The sequence below is a fragment of the Pseudobdellovibrionaceae bacterium genome, assembly GCA_019637875.1.
GTDB lineage: Bacteria > Bdellovibrionota > Bdellovibrionia > Bdellovibrionales > Bdellovibrionaceae > JAHBUW01.
In genome coordinates this window covers 103,679-124,859 of record JAHBUW010000009.1, presented here as the reverse complement: position 1 = coordinate 124,859, position 21,181 = coordinate 103,679, and the positions used below count along the sequence as shown (strand labels likewise).

At 59.2% G+C, this 21,181-nt stretch carries 20 protein-coding genes; 11 read left to right on the top strand and 9 right to left on the bottom strand.

The genetic code is table 11. From position 1 onward, the window contains the following. The first annotated feature begins 23 nt into the window (after positions 1-23). From KF767_12450 to KF767_12430, 5 genes are read left to right on the top strand one after another with little or no spacing between them, the layout of a single operon-like run. Positions 24-1,160, top strand: coding sequence for an AgmX/PglI C-terminal domain-containing protein (locus tag KF767_12450; protein ID MBX3018695.1), 1,137 nt, complete (start codon positions 24-26; stop codon positions 1,158-1,160). Positions 1,161-1,173: 13 nt separating this feature from the next. Next, positions 1,174-2,376, top strand: a complete 1,203-nt coding sequence (locus KF767_12445; protein MBX3018694.1) for a hypothetical protein — start codon at positions 1,174-1,176, stop codon at positions 2,374-2,376. Then, positions 2,373-3,062 (top strand): outer membrane beta-barrel domain-containing protein, encoded by a 690-nt coding sequence (locus tag KF767_12440; protein ID MBX3018693.1) that lies wholly within the window; start codon positions 2,373-2,375, stop codon positions 3,060-3,062. Before KF767_12445 ends, KF767_12440 begins: the two co-directional genes overlap by 4 nt. Beyond that, positions 3,059-4,687 (top strand): hypothetical protein, encoded by a 1,629-nt coding sequence (locus tag KF767_12435; protein ID MBX3018692.1) that lies wholly within the window; start codon positions 3,059-3,061, stop codon positions 4,685-4,687. The genes KF767_12440 and KF767_12435 overlap by 4 nt, the downstream gene beginning before the upstream one ends. 9 nt (positions 4,688-4,696) lie before the next feature. Then, positions 4,697-5,707 carry a hypothetical protein gene (locus tag KF767_12430; GenBank protein ID MBX3018691.1) on the top strand — a complete coding sequence of 337 codons (1,011 nt, stop codon included), beginning with the start codon at positions 4,697-4,699 and terminating at the stop codon, positions 5,705-5,707. A 107-nt stretch (positions 5,708-5,814) separates the two neighbouring features. On the opposite strand, the gene KF767_12425 is transcribed toward KF767_12430, so the two are convergent. From KF767_12425 to KF767_12395, 7 genes are all read right to left on the bottom strand, one after another. Continuing rightward, complete coding sequence (locus tag KF767_12425; GenBank protein ID MBX3018690.1) at positions 5,815-6,096, bottom strand: integration host factor subunit beta; 282 nt, start codon at positions 6,094-6,096, stop codon at positions 5,815-5,817. A 113-nt stretch (positions 6,097-6,209) separates the two neighbouring features. After that, entirely contained in the window at positions 6,210-7,454 is a 1,245-nt protein-coding gene (locus KF767_12420) for a glycosyltransferase family 4 protein (protein ID MBX3018689.1), read from the bottom strand. Between the two features lie 30 nt (positions 7,455-7,484). Continuing rightward, positions 7,485-8,324, bottom strand: coding sequence for a hypothetical protein (locus tag KF767_12415; protein ID MBX3018688.1), 840 nt, complete (start codon positions 8,322-8,324; stop codon positions 7,485-7,487). Positions 8,325-8,356: 32 nt separating this feature from the next. Then, complete coding sequence (locus tag KF767_12410; protein ID MBX3018687.1) at positions 8,357-9,379, bottom strand: hypothetical protein; 1,023 nt, start codon at positions 9,377-9,379, stop codon at positions 8,357-8,359. 6 nt (positions 9,380-9,385) lie between these two features. Further along, complete coding sequence (gene mutT, locus KF767_12405; GenBank protein MBX3018686.1) at positions 9,386-9,832, bottom strand: 8-oxo-dGTP diphosphatase MutT; 447 nt, start codon at positions 9,830-9,832, stop codon at positions 9,386-9,388. Positions 9,833-9,896: 64 nt separating this feature from the next. Beyond that, complete coding sequence (locus KF767_12400) at positions 9,897-10,874, bottom strand: quinone-dependent dihydroorotate dehydrogenase (protein MBX3018685.1); 978 nt, start codon at positions 10,872-10,874, stop codon at positions 9,897-9,899. Further along, positions 10,871-12,154 carry a Glu/Leu/Phe/Val dehydrogenase gene (locus KF767_12395; protein ID MBX3018684.1) on the bottom strand — a complete coding sequence of 428 codons (1,284 nt, stop codon included), beginning with the start codon at positions 12,152-12,154 and terminating at the stop codon, positions 10,871-10,873. The genes KF767_12400 and KF767_12395 overlap by 4 nt, the downstream gene beginning before the upstream one ends. Before the next feature lie 288 nt (positions 12,155-12,442). Here KF767_12395 and KF767_12390 point away from each other — a divergent pair, with 288 nt between their 5' ends. Continuing rightward, positions 12,443-13,981, top strand: coding sequence for a hypothetical protein (locus tag KF767_12390; GenBank protein ID MBX3018683.1), 1,539 nt, complete (start codon positions 12,443-12,445; stop codon positions 13,979-13,981). Positions 13,982-14,031: 50 nt separating this feature from the next. On the opposite strand, the gene KF767_12385 is transcribed toward KF767_12390, so the two are convergent. Continuing rightward, on the bottom strand, positions 14,032-14,946 hold the full coding sequence (locus KF767_12385) for an alpha-ketoglutarate-dependent dioxygenase AlkB (protein ID MBX3018682.1): 915 nt from the start codon (positions 14,944-14,946) through the stop codon (positions 14,032-14,034). Between the two features lie 8 nt (positions 14,947-14,954). On the opposite strand from KF767_12385, the gene rfaE1 reads away from it, so the two are divergent. The 5 genes from rfaE1 to KF767_12360 all read left to right on the top strand — a co-directional run bounded on the left by rfaE1 (position 14,955) and on the right by KF767_12360 (position 20,629). Beyond that, positions 14,955-16,007 (top strand): D-glycero-beta-D-manno-heptose-7-phosphate kinase, encoded by a 1,053-nt coding sequence (rfaE1, locus tag KF767_12380; GenBank protein ID MBX3018681.1) that lies wholly within the window; start codon positions 14,955-14,957, stop codon positions 16,005-16,007. A gap of 35 nt (positions 16,008-16,042) precedes the next feature. Next, positions 16,043-17,362, top strand: coding sequence for a 23S rRNA (adenine(2503)-C(2))-methyltransferase RlmN (gene rlmN, locus KF767_12375; GenBank protein MBX3018680.1), 1,320 nt, complete (start codon positions 16,043-16,045; stop codon positions 17,360-17,362). After that, a complete protein-coding gene (locus tag KF767_12370; protein ID MBX3018679.1) occupies positions 17,355-18,266 on the top strand; it encodes a sugar kinase in 912 nt (303 codons plus the stop codon). The genes rlmN and KF767_12370 overlap by 8 nt, the downstream gene beginning before the upstream one ends. Before the next feature lie 125 nt (positions 18,267-18,391). Further along, the gene (locus tag KF767_12365) at positions 18,392-19,483 is read left to right on the top strand and encodes a hypothetical protein (protein MBX3018678.1); all 1,092 of its coding nucleotides are present in this window, start codon (positions 18,392-18,394) and stop codon (positions 19,481-19,483) included. Between the two features lie 39 nt (positions 19,484-19,522). Then, on the top strand, positions 19,523-20,629 hold the full coding sequence (locus KF767_12360) for a metallophosphoesterase (GenBank protein ID MBX3018677.1): 1,107 nt from the start codon (positions 19,523-19,525) through the stop codon (positions 20,627-20,629). 133 nt (positions 20,630-20,762) lie between these two features. Here KF767_12360 and KF767_12355 read toward each other — a convergent pair whose 3' ends face one another. Next, the gene (locus KF767_12355) at positions 20,763-21,128 is read right to left on the bottom strand and encodes a hypothetical protein (protein ID MBX3018676.1); all 366 of its coding nucleotides are present in this window, start codon (positions 21,126-21,128) and stop codon (positions 20,763-20,765) included. Positions 21,129-21,181 lie beyond the last annotated feature (53 nt).

Below are 21,181 nucleotides of genomic sequence, written 5' to 3'. Positions count from 1 at the left end.
TTTAAGAGGGGTCAGGGATAGACATGGAAACAGCTAAGAAACTGGTTCTGGAAAGAGACAACGGGGAAGTGATCCGCACCTTCGTCCTTCGCGGGAACGAAGCGCATGTCATTCAACGTAAAGACACCCGTCGTCTGGAGCTCGTACCGAATCTGGAAGATCTGGTAAACAAACGGGTGAAGTTCAGCGAGCTGGGCAAAATCCAGTTCACCGAGGACTTCGAGTTCGACGTTCCCGGCATCGGCCGGATCAAGTCGGCCGCGGTCGATGCGAAAGTTGCGGTCGATCCCGAGATGGAAGAAGAAAGCGACCGTCTGTGGTGGGGAGCCCTCTTCATCATGGCGCTGTTCTTCTTCACCTCGATGGTGTTCATGAGCAACCTCACGATCCAGACGCCCGAGATCCAAGAAGAGTTGAAACAAGAGGTCGTCCAGATCATCCAAAGACTGCAACCCAAGCCGGTGCAGCCGAAGATGGACGCGACGGTCGCGAATCCCGATGCGCAAGTGCGCGAAACCGCGAAGCCCGTGAAAACCGGTGCGGTGAAACGGATGGGCGCATTGGGCGTTCTGGGTTCCATGAAAAACAGCCGCCAGCAGGGCGGATTGAATCTGGGCGCGGCGCAAACGACCGCGGGTCCCGGTCTGGGCGGCACCGAAGGTTCCGGCGGCGTGCAGACGAACATCTACGCCAAAGGTTTGGTCGCGGCTCCTTTGGGCGCCGGCGGCAACATCAAAGGCGCGGGCGGCTACGGCACCAAGGGTAAAGGCGGCGGTCAGGCCGGTTACGGCACGACGTCGCTCCTCGGCGCGACGGGCGGAACTTCGATGGCGCTGGTCTCGGAAGCGACAATCGACGGCGGCTTGGATCGTGACGCGATCGCGGCCGTGATCAATCGCAATCTCGGTCAGGTTCGTTTCTGTTACGAGCAAGGTCTGCAAGGTACGCCGTCGCTGGCGGGCCGCGTGGCGGTCGATTTCACCATCGGCGGCAACGGCATGGTTAAAACCGCAAGCGTCGCGAATACGTCGCTCGGTTCGAAAATCGTTGAGGACTGCATCGTCCTCCGTCTGAAAAGTTGGAAGTTCCCGCTCCCGCAAAACGGAGTGGATGTGAAGGTCTCTTATCCGTTCGTGCTCCGTCGCGCCGGACAAGGTTGAGGAGAGGGGAAATATGATGAAGCAATATACCCAACTGACTTTGATCGCTCTCGGCGCCCTGGCGTTTTCGGGTTGCGGGAATCAAGATCCGCTCGCGGGTCAGCCTGACTACATCAAGAACGCGACTCCCGGTTTCCAAAAGCCGGCGCCGCCCGTCGCCTCGAAAGAGAACATGATCATCTCTTCGAACGCGTCGCACTTTTTCTTCACGGAAAACGTCGAAGGCCAAGTGTCGATCACGGGACGTATCCTGCTTGATAACTACGAAACCGATCTGATGGTGGATAACTTGGCGGACTTCGATGGCGCGACCTTCGATCCCGCGACCGGCATCTTCAGCTGGGTTCCGCCCCGCGGTTACGTCAGCGGTAGCGAATCGACGCGCACGACCTTCCTGCGTGTCCGTTTGAACGGCCGTCAGACGCAAACGAACATCACCGCGACCCGCACCGAAGATTTCCCAATGACGATCTCGCGCCTGGAGCGCCAGCCGACCATCGTGAAAGAAACCGGCTTCCCGGCAAGTGCCGCGCGTGAAGGCGAGACTCTGCGTTTGACGATCTGGGTGAAAGACGAAGACGGCGTGAACCAAGCCGGTCAGAAACCCCGCATCTTCATCCAATCACCGACCAACGAGCCCCGCGTGGGCGACCTGACTCCCTACATCCGCGTGGCGAGCGAGGATAACCCCGATCGCGACTTCTCGGATCCGACCATGTGGAAGTTCACGATCAACGTGAACCTGCAGGACGTCGACGTGACCAAGAACAGCGGCGATTTCTACTTCCGCGTGACCGCGGTGACCCGCTTCGGAAAAATGTCGCCCACCAAAGAATACCGCGTGGCGATCAACACCGACGTGCAGCACCCGATCCTGTCTTCGGACTCGTTCGAAGCGAAAGTCGGCGTCGATATGAATCAAGACGTGATCGTGATGGACCCCCGCCAAGAGGGCATCGTGACCGTCGAGATTCTGAATCCTTCGGAACTGCCGAACGGCTTCACTTTGAACTGCGTCCAGCAATCCGGTCGTCGTTGGATGAACGTTTGCCGGGCTTCCTGGAAGCTGGCGGCGGCGCCGATCGAAATGCCCGCGACGCCCATCGGAACCGAGTCCACCGTCCGCATCCGCGCGACGAACTCGAGCCCCGTGTCTTTGGACCGTTACTCGGTCAATCGTGACTTCGCTCTGAAATTTAAGGTGGTGGCACAATGATGAAATCTCTTTTGATCTTTGGACTCGTTCTGTCGGCGACGGCCGCGCGCGCGGACATCATGGAAGATTTCGACAAACTGGGCGGTAACGACGTCCTGATGGAAAAGGCGAAGGCGCTCGAGCCCGACACGCAGATCACCGTCGTTCAAGACCGCGTGGTCAACCGTCACCGTCGTTTCGAAGTCGCGCCCGAGTTCGCGAGCGTTCTGGGTGGCGATTCCTACCTGAACACGCGCAACTTCGGCGTGAACGGGAACTTCCACATCAATCCGCACTGGTCGGTGGGCGTGAAGTACAACACCATGCGCTCGGATCTGAGCCCCGAAGGTAACAACTTGATCAACGACAGCGGTCTGTTGGGCAAAAACATCGTGCCCGAGCTCGACTACCCGAAAGATCAAGTGCTGGCGACCGTCGCGTTCTATCCGATCTACGGGAAGCTCAATATCTTCAACAAAGGGATCGCGCACTTCGACGTCTACGCACTCGCGGGCGGCGGAACCATCAACTTGAAGTCGGGATCGAAGCAGACCCTGACCGCGGGTGGTGGCGTCGGTTTCTGGATTTCGCAGCATCTGACCACACGTTTCGAAATGCGTTACCAGACCTATGACAGCGAGCGCTCGAACGGAACGTCGAAAATCGACCTGACCGTCGCGAGCCTCCAGATGGGATACCTGCTATGATGGCATTGAATAAGAAACTGGGACTTCTGGCGGCGACGGCCCTGCTGGTGTCGCCGGTGGCCTTCGCGCAAGACAGCGCCGGAGACGACGACCTGCTGCGGATTCTCGACGGTCAGTCGAATTCGGGCGCGGGCGTGGTCCAGGCCCTGGCGAAAACTCCGCTCCGTAAACTCACGCCGAACATGACGGCGGAACAGAACATCTTCTTCCAGTTCATCGAAAAGAATGACTGGGAAAAGGCGCTCTTCCAGTGGGCTCCGGCTTTCGAGAAGACCTCGTTCATCCGCACGCCGAACGGTCAGGCGCTGAAAGCTTACCTTTTGTTCCAAAACCAAATGCCCGTTTCGGGTCTGGAAAATCTGTTGATGATCCAGGACGCGAAAGGCGTGGACAAAGATCTGATCCAGCTGTGGCGCCAAGTGGCGGGTGAAACCCACCCCGCTTGGACTCAAGTGTGGATCGAAAAATGGAATCCCCAGTGGACCGAAATCTTCGGCGTCGGCGCCGAGATTCAAGTTCGCAGCCGTCAGATCAACGGCTTCGACCAAATGGATCTGGTCAAAGACTTGATGGTGAAATCGAAGCCCGGAACCAAAGAGCGCGCGATGCTGCAATGGCAGCTGGTGCTCGCTTTGGTGGGACAGGACCGCGGTCAAGCGGCGCAAGCGCTCGCGCATCTGATCAAGCAACCGATGAATCCCGTCGGCGTCGACTTGATGGAGATGACCGCGGCGCGGATGCTCTACCAGAACGGCTACCTGGACGCGGCGATCAAGTATTACCAGAAGATCCCGAAATCTTCGGACTACTTCTTCGAAGCTCAGGAAGAGGCGGGTTGGGCATTCATCCGTAAAGGACAACCCCAAGACACGCTCGCGGTGACCCGCACGCTGACCCAGCCGTACTTCGCGGTGATGGTTGGTCCCGAGGCTTCGTTCTTGCGCACGCTCGCGCAGCTGAAAGTCTGCGACTACACCGGCGTGCACGCGTCGCTTTTGCAGTTCCGTAAAGATTTCCGTGAGCGCACGGGCGAACTCGTGAAGCTGGCGGACAACGCGGATACGCCCGCGGTGCGCGACCTCGTCGCGAAACGCGCGGCCGGCAAAATCAAGTTCGTCGAGATGGGCGCGACCATGAAGTCGATCCCGCGCTGGGCGCCTCGCGACTCGATGTTGGGTTCTTTGATCGTTTTCGAGCGTTCACTTCAGAACGAAGCACGCAGAGCCGGAGAGCTCTACGCTCGCTCTTTGAGCAGCGCGACCGATCGCGTGGGCTTCGCGGCCCCGCTGGAAGAAATGAAGAACGACATCGAAGCCCGTCGCCGTTCGGCGGAAGTTCAGGTCTTCAAGCGCGTCCAGGCCCTGGCGGCCGTGGAAGTGAAAGAGACCCAAGAGATCCTGTCGAAGCTCCACGTCGTGGAAGCCGAAGTCCTGCAGCAGTCGATGCTGGCGGACCGGGTTTCGGCGGCCCGTCCCGAGAAGAAGACGGCACTGACCGGCGCGAAAGACACGCCCGAGAAGTTCCAGTTGAAATTCCCGGTCGAAAAAGAGCTCTGGTTCGACGAACTCGCCCACTACAACGTGAACGTCAAAGGTGGCTGCGAAGGTCGCAGCACCAAACAATAAGGAGCCCGGATGATGTTCAAATCTTTCGCGAAAGCTCTGCTCGCCGCGCCCGTCCTTCTGGGACTCGCGGCCTGCGAAAACCCCAGCCCGAAGTTGGTCGGCGAACCTCCGCGTGAAACGCGGAAGTCCGAAGGCACCGAGCTGCAGACCTTCAATCCGTCCGTCGACATCCTTTTCGTCATCGACGATTCGGGTTCGATGTACACGCACCAGAAGAACATGCAGGACAACGTCGATCTGTTCACGAACGGGATCGCGACGAACAAGTTCGTCGACTACCACATCGGCGTGATCACGACCTCGGACAACTACAGCGCGCACTTGAACAACGGTGGCGGCGTTTTGTCGGGACGGACGAAGTTCATCGATCGTTCGACCGTGAACGGCATGGACATCCTGAAACAGAACATCATGGTCGGAACTTCGGGTTCGGGCTGGGAGCGCGTCTTCGATCCGCTCAATCTGGCTTTGACCGAACCGAACCTGTCGGGACGGAATGTCGGCTTCTACCGGCCTTCGGCTTACCTCGCGATCGTGATCATCACGGACGCCGAGGATCAAAGCGACAAGTTCGACGCGAATCAGATCCACCAGTTCCTGTTGAACATGAAAAAGGGCGATTCGTCGAAGATCCTGAGCTACGGGGTCATCATCCCGACGAACGATTCGACCGGCTGCTCGCGTGACGAATACAACGCGCCTCCGCGCCGGATCGAGGACTTCTTCAGTCTGACCAAGGGACAATTCTACGGTCTGTGCGATCCCGATTACGGAACGAAGCTCGCCCGCATCGGTTCGGACTTGGTGGAGCGCATCGGTCGCCGCGTCCTGCTGGATCGTCGCCCGATCATCGATACGGTCGAGGTCACTTACGGAGCGCAGCTGATCGAGCCCCATCCCGACACCGGCTGGAGCTACGATGCGACCGACAACGCGATCGTCCTCGGACGTCGCATCCAGTGGACCGAGCAGCCCGACGGCACAACCGTACAAGTCTATTTCAAGCCCGCGCAACCTTAGTTTGGTCGAGGGCCGAAAAGGCCCTCTTGGTTTCTCGGGGTAAACGAAATAAAAAAAGCCGCGAACTTCGCGGCTTTTTTCGTTTCCGATTCGGAAGTGGCGCGGACTTAGTCCTTGCCGTTGATTTCTTCTTTGAGTTCTTTGCCGACTTTGAAGAACGGGAGTTTTTTCTCGTCGACGTTGATGACTTCGCCGGTGCGGGGATTGCGGCCTTTGTACGAGCCGTACTGACGGTTCACGAACGAGCCGAAGCCGCGGATCTCGATGCGGTCGTCGCGCATCAGCGCTTCGATCATCGAGTCGAAGATGGTGTTGACCACGGTCTCGGCTTTGACACGAGTGATACCCGCTTTTTCCGCAATCAAGTTGATGAGATCGGCTTTGGTCATGGCTCCCTCAAGAGGTGAAATTCAGTTCCAAGGATGACTCAAGCCTTCAATCAAATCCAGTGCTTACGCGATTGACGCGTTGCAAGAATTAATGGAGGGCGCGTCACGCCGCCTTAGTTGCGGTGGCTGAGCACCTGACGGTAGGCGCCGTGCAGGGCCTCTACCATTTTACGTGGATCGAAGAGATTGGTGACCTTGTCGCGCGCCTTTTGCCCGATTTCGAAAGAAGGCATGGTTCCTGAGAAAAGTTCCACCAAAAGCTGCGCGAGCGAGTCCGTATCGGCGGGACGAAGCAGGAAGCCGTCCTGGCCATCTTCGACGATATTCGCCATCGGGGAAAGCTCCGAGCCGATGATCACTTTCTTTTGCGCCATCGCTTCGATCATCGTGGGCTCAAAACCGGTCGTGCGTGAACTCATATTCACGAAGACGTCGGCGATCTGGATCCACTCGCTGACTTCTTCTTCTTTGAGCGCACCGGGCATGATGACCCGCGAACCCAGCGCAAGGTTCAGCATTTCGTATTCGATGCGTTTCCACTCGGGACCCGAACCCAGGATCACCATGTAGGCGTTCGGTTTCTTCACGGCGACCCGTTCGAAAGCCTGCAAGAGCGTCACGATTTCTTCCGGTACGGTCATGTCGGTCACGGTCAGAACGACGTGCGTGTTCTCGGGAAGTTTGAAGCGCGCGCGGAGGGGACTCTCTTCGCCCATCGGCGGTTTGAACTGCGAAAGCTCGACGCCGTAAGGAACGCTGAAGATGTTGAAGTCGGGATACATGTAGTAGCGCTCCAGGAACACGCGCTGCTGGGGGCTCGTCACGAAAACGCCGTCCGCCGTGACCAAAAGGTCGCGATCGCCGCCGAAGTAGGTCGTCAGAAACTTGTAAGTCAGCGCGATGCCCGTCGCGAGCAGCGAGCTGACCCGGTCCTGCGCCATGCCCAGAATTGAGAAGAGCTGCGACATCTGCGTCGCCTCGACGTCGTAGGTCATCGCGAAGTTCAAACGTCGACGTTTGCGCCCGATCAAATAACCGGAGCGGTCGAACGAGTGCACGAGGTCGAAGGGTTTTTCCTTGTGAAGTTCCGTGAACTTTTCGAGCGCGGCTTCCGGAAACGGGATGCCGGCTTTGTTCGGGTAACCTTCGTGCAGGTACAAAAGCCGAACGCCGTCGCGCAGAAGTTCGGGTTTTCCCGTGGGCGAGCGGGTCGAGATGACGGTGACCTGATGGCCCTTCTCGATCAGACCGCGAGTCATCGGCCACAAAAAACCTTCGTCGCTCGCGCGTCCCATCACCGGGAAGCGCTGACCGACCAAGCAGATATTCAGTTTTTCGGGAACTTGCGCGCGAGCCATCGCGACCATCCTAGCCCGGCCCTGGGTGAATTACAATCCGCGCTGAAGGCCGACGCCGATGTCGAAGCTTTCTTCGGCCAGCGGGTACTTTTGGCTTTTGGCGGAAATGCGGACCACCGCGCGCGTGTCGCGGTCCAGATCGTAGTTGCCGTAGAAGGCGGCCTCGTACTGATTGCCCGCGCCACCGAGCAAGTATTTGTCCACCGACAGGTCGGAGCGGGCGAGGGCGCCTTCGAAACCGAGGTCGAAGTCACGGGACACGGGGATCTCGACGAAGCCGGAAAAACGCGGCACCAGGCGGTTGCGATTGGTCACGGTGATCACTTCGGTTCCGTCCAGGGCGCGGATGTCCGAGTACATACGCACTTCCGCTTGGCCACCGACGGCGAGTGCTTCCGAATAGGATTCAAAACCCAAATACCCCGCGGCCGATTGCGTACCCGAGAAACTATTGCTGCTGTCGACGCGCCCCAAGCGCGGATCTTGAGTCGCGCCGGGACTCAGATTCAAGGTCCCGCCGTACACCAAAGTCACGACGTCGTAGATACGTCCGTTTTTGTATCCGAGTTCGATGTCCGACAAACCCGTGCCGCCGGTATGACCTTGGCCGCTCGTGGTGAATTGGCGCCCCATCATCTGCGTGCGGCCCCAAACGCTTTGTCGCTCGTCGAGCGCGCGTCGGTACTCAACGCCCAGTGCCTGCAGGCGACTGCGTCCGCCCGCGTACTGCGAGTCGCCGATCGAAAGTTCCGCGCTCACGCGACTTTCGCCGGATTTCTGATTCACGAGGTAAAGGGATTCGTCCGCGTTCGCGAAGGGAGCGCCGCTCAACATCAACGAGAGGGTGACTGCGAATCGGGACGTCTTCATCCCTTTCAGGATTGGGGCCAGAGGGACCGGGGTCAAGTCCAGCGCAGGCGAAAGGCTCTTTGATACAATCGCAGCAGCTCGTTCATCGTGTTGTCGACGAGCTCCAGGCCCGAAAATCCGCCATAGTCGCGGCGAAGCGTGAAGTCGGGAAATTCATCGAGAATCGCTCCCAGTCCCGCCAGTCCTTGGTCCAGAACCCAGCCCGATTGACCGTTCCAACACAGTCCCGGCAAAAGTTCGTTCTGGTAGGTCGTCACGACGATCGGCAATTCGTTGCGTTCGCAGAGCTCTTTGTAGCGGCGAAGTTCCAGCACGGACAGATCGCTGTCCGCGGTCAGCAGGGCACGGGCCTTGCCGAAAACGAAGTTGAATTCCGCCGCGTTGAGCGGTCCCGTCGAGTAGTGCCAAGAGCGCGGACGGAAGCGTTCACTCAGCGCCAAAACTTCCAGTCCGCGTTCGCGGAAGAACTCGGGATCCAGGCTTTTCGGCGCGCGCTCGGGCACGAGGATGAAACGGCCCAAGGTTTCGGTGAGCTTCACGACCTCGGGCCGCACGCGCGCGTGCTCCGCCAAATCCGGGGCCTCGATGGGCGGCAAGACTTCGGCGATCGCGTCGCCGGGCAAAAGACCTTTGCGTTTCAGCCGCATGAGCTGCGTGCGCGTCCCGAAGGTGTTCACGTCGAAAAGTTTCAGGAAAGCGCGATCGCGGTAAGTGCGGACGTTACCTTCCGAGAAGAAACTCGCCGCCAAAGTTTTTTGCGGCAGTCCCGCCACGAAGGTCGCGATCACCCACTGCGCGGCCCGCGGATGATGCTCCTCGTGCGCGTAGAAGAAGTGAAAGACGTCGGGATTCCACTGGATCAAGCGCGGGACCAGACGTGCGCCTTCGATCAACGACCATTTGCGGAAAGGGGTCAGGACCGTCATGTTCGGGGGCGTTTCGAACTCTTGCCCGCGGGTGGTCAGGATCATGACGTCTTGTTTTTGCTGTTGCAGCGATTTCGCGAAGGTCCAGACCACGGAATTGAGTTCTTCAGTGACGATCAGGATCTTCATGGGCGGTTACCTCAGCGCCTCGAGCAACCGGTTCATCATCTTGCGGTTCGCTTCGGGAATGGCTTTGGCGGCCAAGTCCTGCGGTTCGATCCACTCGAGCATCAGGTGATGCTTCGGTTTGGGCTCGCCCTTCCAGTAACGGATATCGAAAAACAGGATCAGGATATTCACGTCGCCGTAAGAGTGCGAGGCCGCGAGCAAAAGCGTGCCGACCTCGGCTTCGATGCCGAGTTCTTCGTTGAGTTCACGTTTCAGCGCGATCTCGGGCGACTCACCCGGTTCGATTTTGCCGCCGGGAAATTCCCACAGGCCGGCGAGCGAGTGGTTCTCGGGGCGTTGGCCTACGAGGACCTGGCTGCCTTTGCGCAGAAATCCCGCGACGACGGGGATCCAGAGAGGCTTCTTCGTGCGTTTCGGCGCGGGTGCGCGCGCCAGCGTATCGGATTCGTTCACAAGTTACAGTTTAGCCCCGTTGGGACCCGGGGGCGAACACTCTTTCCACATTTTGCTGGAAGCGTTACGAACGCCAGGATTTTTCCAGTCGCTGGAAGAAGCGTGGCCCCTCGAAAACGAGGCTGGAGTAGACCTCGAGCAGATCCGCGCCCAGATCCAAACGTCGCTTCACATCGTCCATCGATTCAATGCCGCCCACCGAGACGATGACGAAATCCCGGCGCGATGAGCCGAGAATCCGCACGGCGTCTTGCAAACGCGCTTCGGAGAGGGGTTTGAGATCGCGTCCCGAAAGTCCGCCCTCCGGCGGGAAAGGGCAGCCCTCGGGCCGATGAAGTGTCGTATTCGTCAGCACAAAGCCCGAAGCGCCCGCTTCGGCCGAAGCCGTCAGCGACTCTTGGAACTCTTGCGGAGTTTGATCGGGACTCAGCTTGACCCACACGGGTTTTCCGCGCGCGGCTTGCACCACGGGTTCGACGAGAGGTTTCAGATAAGCGGCGCTTTGCAGTCCGCGCAGACCTTGGGTGTTGGGACTGCTCACGTTCACGACGAAACCGTCGGCCAGATGGAGGAACTCCTTCTGCACGCGCAAATAGTCCTCTTTCGCCGCTTCGGCGGGTGTCGCGCGGTTTTTGCCCAAGTTCACGAAAACGGGAATTTTCAGATCATTTCTTTTCGTCGCGAGATTCGCGGCGACGTCTTTCATGCCGGCGCTGGGAAAGCCCATCTTATTCCACAGATTTCCGCGCTCCCAATCCCGGTCCATGATTTTCCCGGGGTTCGGCTCTTGCGGAACGGGCGTGACGGTACCGACTTCCACGAAGCCCGCGCCAAGTTTCTGCCAGGCGAGCAGATGATCGCCCTCTTTGTCGACGCCGCCGGCAAGACCCAAGCGATTCGGAAAAACGAGCCCTTTCGCGGAAAACGAATTCCACGTCGCGGGTTCATCCTGTCCGAAAAAAGTGGCCGAGAGCTCGACGCCCACTCCCGCGAGGGAGTGAGCGAGTGAAACGGGAAGGTATTTCCAGGGACGAAAACTCATCTCGGGTACAGACCCCGGAGGAGCATCGCTTTCTGCAGACGATCGACGGCGACGGCCATCGCGGCCTGGCGCATGTCGACGTTTTTCTCTTGCGACATCTGGTAGCCCTTGTCGAAGGCCTTCGTGATGATCGTTTTCAGGCGGCCGTTGATCTCATCTTCGTCCCAGAAGAACGACATGATGTCTTGGACCCACTCGAAATACGAAACCACGACGCCGCCGCCGTTGGCGATGATGTCGGGGCAGATGAAGATGCCGCGTTTGTGAAGGATCTTGGTCGCGTCGTTGGTCACGGGACCGTTCGCGCCTTCCACGATCATCTTCGCCTGAACTTTTTCGGCGTTGTGCACGTCGATTTGTCCTTCGAGGGCGCACGGGAAAAGCGCGTCCACTTTCAAGAGCAGCAGCTCGTCGTTCGAAACGGGCTGCGTGCGCGGGAAGCCTTCCAGGAATTTGTTCTGCTTCACGTACTCGATGACTTCGGGGATGTTCAGGCCGTCACCGTTGAAGATGCCGCCCTTCACGTCCGAGACCGCGACGATTTTCGCGCCACGCTCCCACGCGTACAAAGCCGCGTGGCTACCGACGTTACCGAAACCTTGGACCGCGATCGTCGAACCCTTCATGGTCCAGCCGAGGCGCTCGTAAGCTTTTTCGGCGACGTAAACCGCGCCGAGACCGGTCGCGCCCGCGCGACCCAACGAACCGCCGATTTCGACGGGCTTACCGGTGACGACGCCGGGTTGCGCGAAGCCTTGCTCTTGCGAGTAGGTGTCCATCATCCAAGCCATCGTCTGCGAGTCGGTGCCGACGTCGGGAGCGGGAATGTCCTTGGTCGGTCCGATGAACGGGCCGAGCTCGGACGTATAACGACGAGTGAGGTTTTGCTTTTCGGTGCGCGAGAGTTTGGTCGGGTCGACGTTGATGCCGCCCTTACCGCCTCCGTAAGGAAGACCCATGACCGAGTTCTTGATCATCATCAAAGCCGCCAGGCCCGTGACCTCGCCCATGCAAACATCTTGGTGATAACGGATCCCGCCTTTGTACGGACCGAGAGTCGAATTGTATTGCACGCGGAAACCCGTGAAGACTTTGACCGAGTAGTCGTCCATCCGCACGGGCACGCTGACCGCGATGGACCTCTTGGGTCGCTTGAGTCGGGCGAGCACGTTCGGGTCGCAGTTGATAATGCGGCCGGCCTCGTCGATCGACTGTAGGGCGTTGAAAAACAAAGGGTGCTTCAGATGCGATTCCGTTTCGGGAATATCGTGGGTGGACATGCGGTCTCCTTAGAGGACACGACTAGAGCAATAAGTTTACCGAGACTAGGCCCAGATTCATGATTCGTATAGCGTTGGCGCGGCCTATTATCCTTCCTTGCGGAGCGCGGGTTTCAGGGCTAAATCGGGGCCATGCCGTTGCGCAACATCCGAGAGCTAGCCCTTTTCCGATTCGCCAAAATCATTCTGTGCGCTTTGGGCGTTGGGTTCGTCGTGAGTTGCTCACCCGGTGCGCTTCAAGATCCGTTGCAAGCCAGCTCGTGGATCAAAGCTTTTGAAAGTTCTTTCATGACGACGAACGACAAAGCCTCGTCCGAGCAGTTGAAAGTGCTCCGCTGGATCTACGAATCGCCCTGGCTGACGTTCGACGCGGGCCTGGACGACGAGAAGATTTCCGCTGCCTGCGAGTTCCGCAATTTTGAGGCGATCTACGGAGCGCACGGCGCGGCCGAGACCGCGGCCGGAGGTCAGGCGCTGGTCGACCTGACGGCGGACTACCTCGCGAAATGCGAGAAAGAGATCGCGACGGGGCCGAAGGATCTGGCGCGCAACCTTTACCGCACGCTGTTCATCCGCTTCGCCGTCGAAAACAATCCGTACTTCCGCCGCGTGATTTTCAATTTGCCGAACGGCTATCGGCAACCGGGGCTGATCGCGCTGAAGGACGATAAACATCGTCGTCCGTGGCTGATCTTGCGCGCGGGGATTCTGGGAAACTCGGTGGATATCCAGGCCGAGCGTTTCATCCTGCTGCAACTTTTCGAGCAAGGTCCTTTCAACGTGATCTTCCTCGACAGCATGACGAGCGCCGAAACGATCAAACTCAACGAAAAACTCTCGGTCGGCGGACTCGATGAGGGCTTGCAGAATTACCAGATCGCGCGTCGGCTGAAAGATCCCGCGGAACCGCTCAGCCGTCTGGTCGGCGACATTCACCTGATGGCGCTTTCGATGGGCGGCCACGGTCTTTTCATGGCGATGATTTTGAACGAGCTCAATCCGCCGGTTTTCAAATCCGCGGTGGGGCTGTGCCCGATGGTGCAGTTCCAAGAGACCTTTTCCGGTCATGAGCGCAGCCCGCTGTCGTTTCTCGGGATGAATCTGTACGCCTCGTTCCGCATGTCGCCGTTGATGAAGCGCATTCCGAACATCCGTCGCTCGTGGTTTTTGCCGGACGCTTTCGCTTACGTGCGCGACGGCTACCAGGGCCCGTTGACGGACGACGGAAGCGTGAAGTTCCCCGAGGGACTACCGAAGGCCGATTTCCTGAGGGGGAACGTGCTGCTTCCGTACATCAAAACGATCCGTCACCCGGTCTCGGTGTTCGCGACGAAGAAAGATGACCTCGTGCCGTTCGCGATCAACACGGGCATGCTGATGGAGCTGCCCGAAAAAAATCCCGACGTGCGGATCTACCCTCTCGAAGAGTCGTTCCATTGCAGTTTTCCGGGCGCCTACTCTTGGGCGCAGATGGGCGAACTTCTGAAGGCGCAGTTCTTCGGCGCGCGCAGCTTAGAGTCGGGCGTGCCCGGTTTCCGCCGGCAGACGTGGCCGGTCCCGCAACTGGAGTCCGGCCAGGTCGTGAACGCGAAAGTGAAGTTTGAGCTGCGCGATCAAGATCAATTCCTGACCGCCAAAATCACGACGGCCGAAGGCACAGAGGTCGCGACACAAATCCCGATCGACGCTCTCGCCTGGGGCACGATCGGCCGCGTCCGCAACGAAACCGAAGCCCGCACCCTTGCCCGCTGGGCCCAGCAAAACATCCACCTCAGCGCCACCGAAGACGGCCACCTCGCGCTGGCGTGGCCCGTGCCCGAAAGGTAGCATCTACTTTCTGGAAGGTACCTGCTACTTTCTGGAAAGTAGCAGGTACCTTAGCGGACCGAGCTCAGGGCTTCGCGGAAATGGGCGGAGCCGCCTTCGGCGAGTTGGGTGACGTAGGGTTTGATGTCTTCGAGGAGATGGGGCGGGAATTTCGCGAGGGGCAGGATGTGCTCGTCGGGGACGTAGCGGAACGTCAGGTTGATGCGACGGGTGCGGTAGCCCGGAAAGCCCTTCAGGTACTCGAAGCGGTCCTTGTCTTCCACGCGTTGCACGCGGTGGAAGAGGTGCTTCTTCCATTTGTCGCCGCCGAAGATTTGCAATGAATTGTCCTCGAGCCACATCTGAAGGCGGACCTGGCTTTGCGCCTGTTTGCCTTCACTCGCGACGAACTGGAAAAGCGCGCGCTCGCCGAACGACAACGACGCCACGGGGCCGGGCTCGAAATCCTTGTGCTCGCCGACGCGGGCGGAGTCCGTCCACTTCCCGGGGTCGCCCTCTTTCGCTCCGTAATAATTCACGAGGCAGGTGTTCAGATTCCAGCCGCGCGGTAGATCGCGTGGTGTGTAGTTCGCGCGCACGAAGCTTTCGATTTTCGCGACCTCGGCGGCCAGCGCGGGCGGGTAGGCTTCGCCGCGCACGCAGCGAAACTCAATGCCCTTCGGGGGATGGTAGTAGTTCAGGCACGCGAACTGCCAATTGCCGAGCCAATACACCGGGCGCAAAAGCTGGCGGTTTTCTTTGCCTTCGGGAGGGGGATTCGACTTCGAGAAGCGTTGTTCCCAGATCGGGCGCAAGCCTTCCAGCTCGGCGAGCACGGCGGACTTCGTTTTCGGCGCGAGGTAATTCGCCTCGTAAAACAGCCCTTGCGGCAAAGTTTTCGCGGCCGGGGCCGTGGTCTCTTTGGCGCGATTTGGGAACGGCTGGCGCCGCGTCTGTCGTTGCATAAAGGCGGTGTAGCTGGTCATATCCGGGAATGTCAAAAAGTGCCGGATCCACGAGCTTGCCCATCCCCTTTTTCCAAGTCACCGGCGAGGTGAAAACCCGCCTCATCGAGGACGTGAAGAAACTCGCGGGCAAGAAGCTCATGATCCTGGGGGACGTCGGACTCGATGAGTACGTCCTCGGCGAAGTCCGCCGCATCAGTCCCGAAGCCCCGGTCCCGGTGCTGGAGGTCGAAAGCGAAGACATGCGCCTGGGCCTGGCGGGAAACGTGGCGCAGAACGTGACCGCTCTGGGCGGTATTCCGTATCTGATTTCGGTCGTCGGCCGCGACTCGGGCGCCGATCGTTTGCGTGAGCTGTTTCAGTCCAAAGGCGTGTCGACCGATTACCTGATCGAAGATCTCGAGCGTCCCACCACGCGCAAGACCCGCGTGATGGCGAAGCATCACCACCTGGTCCGCGTCGACTATGAGTCGCGCAAATTCCTTTCGGCCGCGGCCGAAGCGAAGACCGTGAAGATGATCGAAAAAGTTCTACCCGAAGTCGATGCGGTCATCCTCGAGGACTACGCGAAGGGTCTGCTGTCAGAGTCGCTGATGAAAGACCTGATTCGCCTGGCGCGTGCCCACGGCAAACCGATCTACGTCGATCCGCACCGCTCGAACGTCGCGGACTTCTACAAGGGCGTGGATCTGATCAAGCCGAACTTCGACGAGGCGCTCGCGCTCTCGGGACTCAGCTACGACGACTTCCGCGATTCGCCCGCGAAAGTGAGCCAGATCGGGCAGGTGCTGCTCGAGCGCACGGGTGCGGAGCGCCTGATCGTCACGCGCGGTAAAGACGGCATGATCCTGTTCGAGGGCGGAAAGACGGTGCAGGTTCCGACCTACGCGCGCCAGGTCTTCGACGTCACGGGGGCGGGGGATACGGTCATCGCGACCTTGGCGCTCGCCCTGTCGGCGGGGCTTCCGGCGGAAGAGGCCGCGGTCCTCGCGAACTTCGCGGCGGGCGTGGTCGTCGGTCAGGTGGGCTGCGTTCCCTGCAGTTCGGCCGAGCTGGTGGCCTATATCCGCTCTTCGAAGTAGGCGTAAACACAAAGCTTTCGGAAAAATTCCACAAAATGAGGTCGGTTTTTTTAAAGCGCCCTCATATTTCGATTTTTCGCCCGGAATGTGGTACAGCTTCGCCCGTGCAAACACAGAACGAAATCCAGAAATCGAAGCCGGTGGTTCCGCCGACGGCCGAGCCCCAAGCGTCGTCTTTGACGGCGGCGGACCTCAAGCTCGCGCTCAACCAACAGCTGATCCAGAAGGTGGCGGCCGAACAGGCCACCGCCGAGAAGATCGAGCGTCCCGCGAAGAACATCTACGGCCTGACGTTGAGCGATCTCGCGGCCGAGCTCAAAGGCCTCGGCAAAGAGAAGTTCCGCGCCGGCCAGATCTACAAATGGGTTTTCGAAAAGCGCGTCAGCGACTTCGAAGAGATGTCGAACGTTTCGAAAGAGTTCCGTAAAGAGCTGCCGAAACTTTTCTCGCTGCATCTGCCGAAGCCCACCGCGCACTTGAAGTCGAAGGACGGCACCCAGAAATTCCTGTTCAAGCTTGAAGACGGCTACACCGTCGAAGCCGTGCTGATCCCTTCGGAAGGCCGCGAGACCCTTTGCGTGTCGTCGGAAGTCGGCTGCAATATGGCGTGCGCTTTCTGTTTCACCGGGAAGCAGAAATTGAAGCGCCGCCTGCGCGCGGATGAAATCGTCGCGCAGTTCATGATGGTCGAAGACATGATCAAGAAGGACAACCCCGATGCCCGCGTCACCAACGTGGTGTTCATGGGCATGGGCGAGCCTCTCGACAATCCGGACGAGGTTTTCAAATCGATCGAAATTCTGCACGAGCCGACCGGCCGCAATTTCTCGCGCCGGAAGTTCACCGTCTCGACGTCGGGCCTCGTTCCCGAGATGTACCGCATCGCCCAGTCGAAGACGCGCCTCGCGGTTTCGCTGAACGGTTACGACGAAGAGTCGCGTACGAAGCTGATGCCCATCAACAAGAAGTATCCGCTTCCCATGCTGCTCGACGCCTGCTCGAAATACTGCGAAGAGACCGGCGACCGCGTGACCTTCGAGTACGTCCTGCTCAAAGGCATCACCGATCAGCTCGAGCACGCGAAGAAAGTTTGGCAGCTCGTCCGCCACATCCCTTGCAAGATCAACATCATCCCGTTCAACGAACATCCGGGCTCGGAATTTCAACGTCCGGACGATGCGCAGGTCGAAAAGTTCCACGCCGAGCTCATGCGCCTGGGCGCGCACGTGCTGCTGCGCCGGACGATGGGTCGCGACATCTTCGCGGCCTGCGGTCAGTTGACCTCGGAATTTGAAAACAAACCCACCAACATGGACATCTCCAACTCGAAATTGGGAGGAAGAAATCGTGTCTGAAATTCTCGTCGTCGGTAGCCTTGCGTATGACACCATCGAAACACCGTCGGGCAAAGTCGAGCGCGCTCTCGGCGGCTCCGCGAATTATTTTTCGCTCGCGGCTTCGCTGTCGGCGAAAGTCCGTGTGGTCGGCGTCGTCGGCGAAGATTACGCGGATTCGGACAAAGAACTTCTGCGCGCTCGCGGTGTGGACCTTGAGGGAATGTTCGTCGCTCCCGGCAAAACCTTCCATTGGGAAGGCGCCTACGCCGGCGACATGAACGAAGCGATCACCAAAAAAACCGAGCTGAACGTCTTCGAAGCTTTCGATCCCGATCTTCCGGATTCCTACAAAGGCACGAAGTTCGTTTTCCTGGCGAACATCTCGCCCGATCTGCAAGTGAAAGTCCTCGATCAAGTGAAGTCGCCGGTCTTCGTCGGCATGGACACCATGAACTTCTGGATCTCGTCGAAGATCGACGATCTGAAAAAGACCCTGTCGCGCGTGAACGTCGTCCTCATCAACGAGGGCGAGGCGAAAATGCTGACCGGCGCGAAAAACGCCATCGAGGCGGCGCCGAAAGTTTGCGAATTGGGACCGCAGGCCATCGTGATCAAACGCGGTGAGTACGGCTTCCTGATGTACGTCAAAGGCGAAGGCTACTTCATCCTGCCGGCGGTACCGGTGGCGGACGTCGTGGATCCGACGGGCGCGGGCGATACTTTCGCGGGCGGCTTCTTCGGTTACCTCGCGAAGCTCGATCGCAAACCCACGTTCCAAGACCTGAAAAAAGCCTGCATGCACGGCACCGTGCTCGCGAGCTTCACCATCCAGGATTTCAGCGTCCGCGCGCTGGCGAAAGTCGCGCCCGAGGCTCTGGAAACCCGCATGGGCGTCTACCTCAAGACCGTCGCCCACGCCTAGGTCCGTTCTTTTTGTCTGAGGAATTGACAGTGGGCCGGGGAAACCCGGCCAACGTCCAGGCCGGGCTCCGTCCCGGCGGCGGTTCTTCACTTCCCGGCTCTTTTTGCCGATATGTCTCTTAAGTTATGTCCAAGGGCAAAAAGGGTCGCACGTCCGACCGTTATATCGAAGCGCTGATCTCCGAGCTGAAACAGCAAGGGGAGGGCGATGTTTTGGGAGCCGACGTCTCGGAATCCGTGATCGACGTTTCCCAAAAGGACATCGCGAAGGACATCAACTTCGAAGACGTCGGAGGCGAAGCGCCCTCGGACGAGTCGACGACCGCGGCGCTGCCCGACGGTCTCGACATGAAAGACGTGAACGCGAAACACAAGGTCCGTCCGCTGCAAGAAGAGCAGAGCGTGACCGTGCCGCTCCCGAAGGACACCGGCAATCACTCCAATCCCTCGGTCACGCACTCGCAAAGCACGGGCGGCGTGGGCGCTGGGTTCTCGGATCGTACTCAACCCATGGCGAAGGGCCTTGCATCAAATCGCGAGTCTTCGATCAAAGTGGCGGTGGGCGTGGGCCGCAGCGCGGGCCGCAATCCCGCATCGGCTGCGGGACAGCAATCCGAGGTGGCACTCCAGCAAGCGGCGACCCTGGATCTGGCGCAAGCGCGCATCAACGAACTGACGACCGAAAAAGAACGCCTGGAAGAAGAGATCCGCCTGCTGGTTTCGGCCGGCGCGATCGCGAAGCGCCAGGAAGACGAGATGCAGGCCAAGCTGTTCGAGGCCGAACGGGTTCGGAACGACGTCCTGCAAACCGCGGAGCTCGAAGTCAAAATCCTCAAGGAAAGCTTGATGGACAAGGACCGCGAGTACAACAAACTGAAAAAGAAGCTCGACGAGATGGACGGCCGCATGCACACGGACTTGAAGAAGGTCCGGGTGCGCGAACGCGAGCTGGAAAACCGTCTGGAGCTGGCGCGCCTGGAAAAATCGGCGCTCGTCCGCACCAAGGACGAGACGATCCTGGATCTGAAGCGAAAGCTCGATGAGTATTCAAGCAACTTGGAGCTCGAAAAGCACAAGGCGGCCGATCTGCAAAAACGGATCGACGCGCAACAAGAGCAGCTCGGCCGGACCGTGCGGGCGCTCCGCATGGCCCTGACGAATCTCGAGTCGAGTGACACGACCGGCGGCCAGATCCTCCCGATCAAAAAGGCGGAATGAGACTTCCGCTGGCCACCTTGTTAAGGTAAAGAGACTGCCATGGACGTCGCGAACCCTCCCTCTCCCAAACGAAAAATCAAAGTCGTCGTCAGCGATTTGCATTTGGGGAAAGGTCGCCTGCTTCCCGGCGGGGGCGTGAACTTCCTCGAGGAGTTCTACTTCGGCGACAAACTCGTCGAGTTCATCGAGTACTACTCGTCGGGCGTCTTCAGCGAAGCCGAAGTCGAGCTCATCATCAACGGCGATTTTCTGAACTTCCTGCAGGTCGATTACCGCGGACACTTTCTGACGGTCCTGACCGAGCCCGTGTGCCTGGAGATTTTGAAATCCATCTGCGACGGTCACAAACGCGTCTTCGCGGCGCTCGCGGCTTTCGCGGCGAAGCCCGGAAACAAGATCACCTACATCATCGGCAATCACGACCAGGCGATGCTCTGGCCCGCCTGCCGCGAGTATCTGAACGGCGTGATCGACGCCTCGATCCATTACAAAAACATCGTGCACTTTTTCGACGGCGTCCACATCGAGCACGGCCACATGCATGAGGCCGCGAACCGCATGGACCCGCGCCGCTTCTTCCTGAAGAAGGATCTGGCCGAGCCCATCCTGAATCTACCCTTCGGCAGCCATTTCTTCGTGGATCTCGTCTTGAAGGTGAAACACCGTTACCCCTTCGTGGACAAGATTCGCCCCTTCGGCCGCATGGTGCGTTGGGCGATCTTCAACGAAACCTGGATGACGGTGAAAACCTCGTGGCAGATGTTCGGTTATTTCGTGAAGTCGGCCTTCGTGAAGGATCCGCGGCGTCACGTTCGCGCGAGCCAGGTCCTGGGCATCATTCTGGAGAGCGCGATCTTCCCGGATCTGGGCGGCGCCGCCCGCAAGATCCTGCAGGACGACCGCGTGCACACCGTGATCTTCGGTCACTCGCACGTTTACCAGTACCGTCAGTGGAAGCAGGGGAAAGAGTACTTCAACACCGGCACGTGGACCGAAATCACGAGCCTGGACGTCGTCTCGCTGGGGAAAATCACCAAGCTCACCTACGTCTTGATCGAATACCCCGAGGATTCGACCCGTCCTCGTTGCCGCCTGAAAGAATGGCGGGGCTATCACCGCATCGAAGAAGACGTCGCGGTGTCTTAGGGACGTCCGTAAAGCTTCACCTGACTGCGTTGGTCGTCGTCGACGTACCGCGAGGGTACGCCTTCCTCCTTCCGCCTTGCAGGTGAAGCTTTACGAACGTCCTTCACGCTCCGGAGCGGGCGTTTCGTAACCGCTATTCGCGCGTCGTGCAGTCGCCCCACATCTCTTTGCCGATGGGGATGTGGTGGTTGATCATCTTCGAGTCGCCCTGGGCTTGGCGCGTTTCGTAAACGATCAGCTCGACGTCGTTCTGGGAGCTTTCCTTCGACAGCCACAGATGCAGACTTTCGCCGGGGCCGTTGGGCTCGAGAGTGACGGATTCGGTATGCGCTTTTCCCGAGACGATGATCGTCGCCGGGGACAGGGCCTGACCCGCCTCATCGAACTGGATTTCGACCGTGGAAAAAGGGGCGCCGTAAATGGTGTACGCGCAGCTCAGGATATGGGCTGAAGCGGGAAACGCGGCCAGCGTGAGCAAAGAAACAATGAGGCTTTTCATCCGTGGGTCCTCCGTTTCCGACATCTCAGCCTGAAATTCCGCGGAGGACAACG

What these genes read in the sequence shown, in the direction of transcription:
- KF767_12450 (MBX3018695.1), top strand. Translation starts at nt 24, where the DNA reads ATGGAAACAGCTAAGAAACTGGTTCTGGAAAGAGACAACGGGGAAGTG.
- KF767_12445 (MBX3018694.1), top strand. Translation starts at nt 1,174, where the DNA reads ATGATGAAGCAATATACCCAACTGACTTTGATCGCTCTCGGCGCCCTG.
- KF767_12440 (MBX3018693.1), top strand. Translation starts at nt 2,373, where the DNA reads ATGATGAAATCTCTTTTGATCTTTGGACTCGTTCTGTCGGCGACGGCC.
- KF767_12435 (MBX3018692.1), top strand. Translation starts at nt 3,059, where the DNA reads ATGATGGCATTGAATAAGAAACTGGGACTTCTGGCGGCGACGGCCCTG.
- KF767_12430 (MBX3018691.1), top strand. Translation starts at nt 4,697, where the DNA reads ATGATGTTCAAATCTTTCGCGAAAGCTCTGCTCGCCGCGCCCGTCCTT.
- KF767_12425 (MBX3018690.1), bottom strand. Translation starts at nt 6,096, where the DNA reads ATGACCAAAGCCGATCTCATCAACTTGATTGCGGAAAAAGCGGGTATC.
- KF767_12420 (MBX3018689.1), bottom strand. Translation starts at nt 7,454, where the DNA reads ATGGCTCGCGCGCAAGTTCCCGAAAAACTGAATATCTGCTTGGTCGGT.
- KF767_12415 (MBX3018688.1), bottom strand. Translation starts at nt 8,324, where the DNA reads ATGAAGACGTCCCGATTCGCAGTCACCCTCTCGTTGATGTTGAGCGGC.
- KF767_12410 (MBX3018687.1), bottom strand. Translation starts at nt 9,379, where the DNA reads ATGAAGATCCTGATCGTCACTGAAGAACTCAATTCCGTGGTCTGGACC.
- KF767_12400 (MBX3018685.1), bottom strand. Translation starts at nt 10,874, where the DNA reads ATGAGTTTTCGTCCCTGGAAATACCTTCCCGTTTCACTCGCTCACTCC.
- KF767_12395 (MBX3018684.1), bottom strand. Translation starts at nt 12,154, where the DNA reads ATGTCCACCCACGATATTCCCGAAACGGAATCGCATCTGAAGCACCCT.
- KF767_12390 (MBX3018683.1), top strand. Translation starts at nt 12,443, where the DNA reads ATGACGACGAACGACAAAGCCTCGTCCGAGCAGTTGAAAGTGCTCCGC.
- KF767_12385 (MBX3018682.1), bottom strand. Translation starts at nt 14,946, where the DNA reads ATGACCAGCTACACCGCCTTTATGCAACGACAGACGCGGCGCCAGCCG.
- rfaE1 (MBX3018681.1), top strand. Translation starts at nt 14,955, where the DNA reads ATGTCAAAAAGTGCCGGATCCACGAGCTTGCCCATCCCCTTTTTCCAA.
- rlmN (MBX3018680.1), top strand. Translation starts at nt 16,043, where the DNA reads ATGAGGTCGGTTTTTTTAAAGCGCCCTCATATTTCGATTTTTCGCCCG.
- KF767_12365 (MBX3018678.1), top strand. Translation starts at nt 18,392, where the DNA reads ATGTCCAAGGGCAAAAAGGGTCGCACGTCCGACCGTTATATCGAAGCG.
- KF767_12360 (MBX3018677.1), top strand. Translation starts at nt 19,523, where the DNA reads ATGGACGTCGCGAACCCTCCCTCTCCCAAACGAAAAATCAAAGTCGTC.
- KF767_12355 (MBX3018676.1), bottom strand. Translation starts at nt 21,128, where the DNA reads ATGAAAAGCCTCATTGTTTCTTTGCTCACGCTGGCCGCGTTTCCCGCT.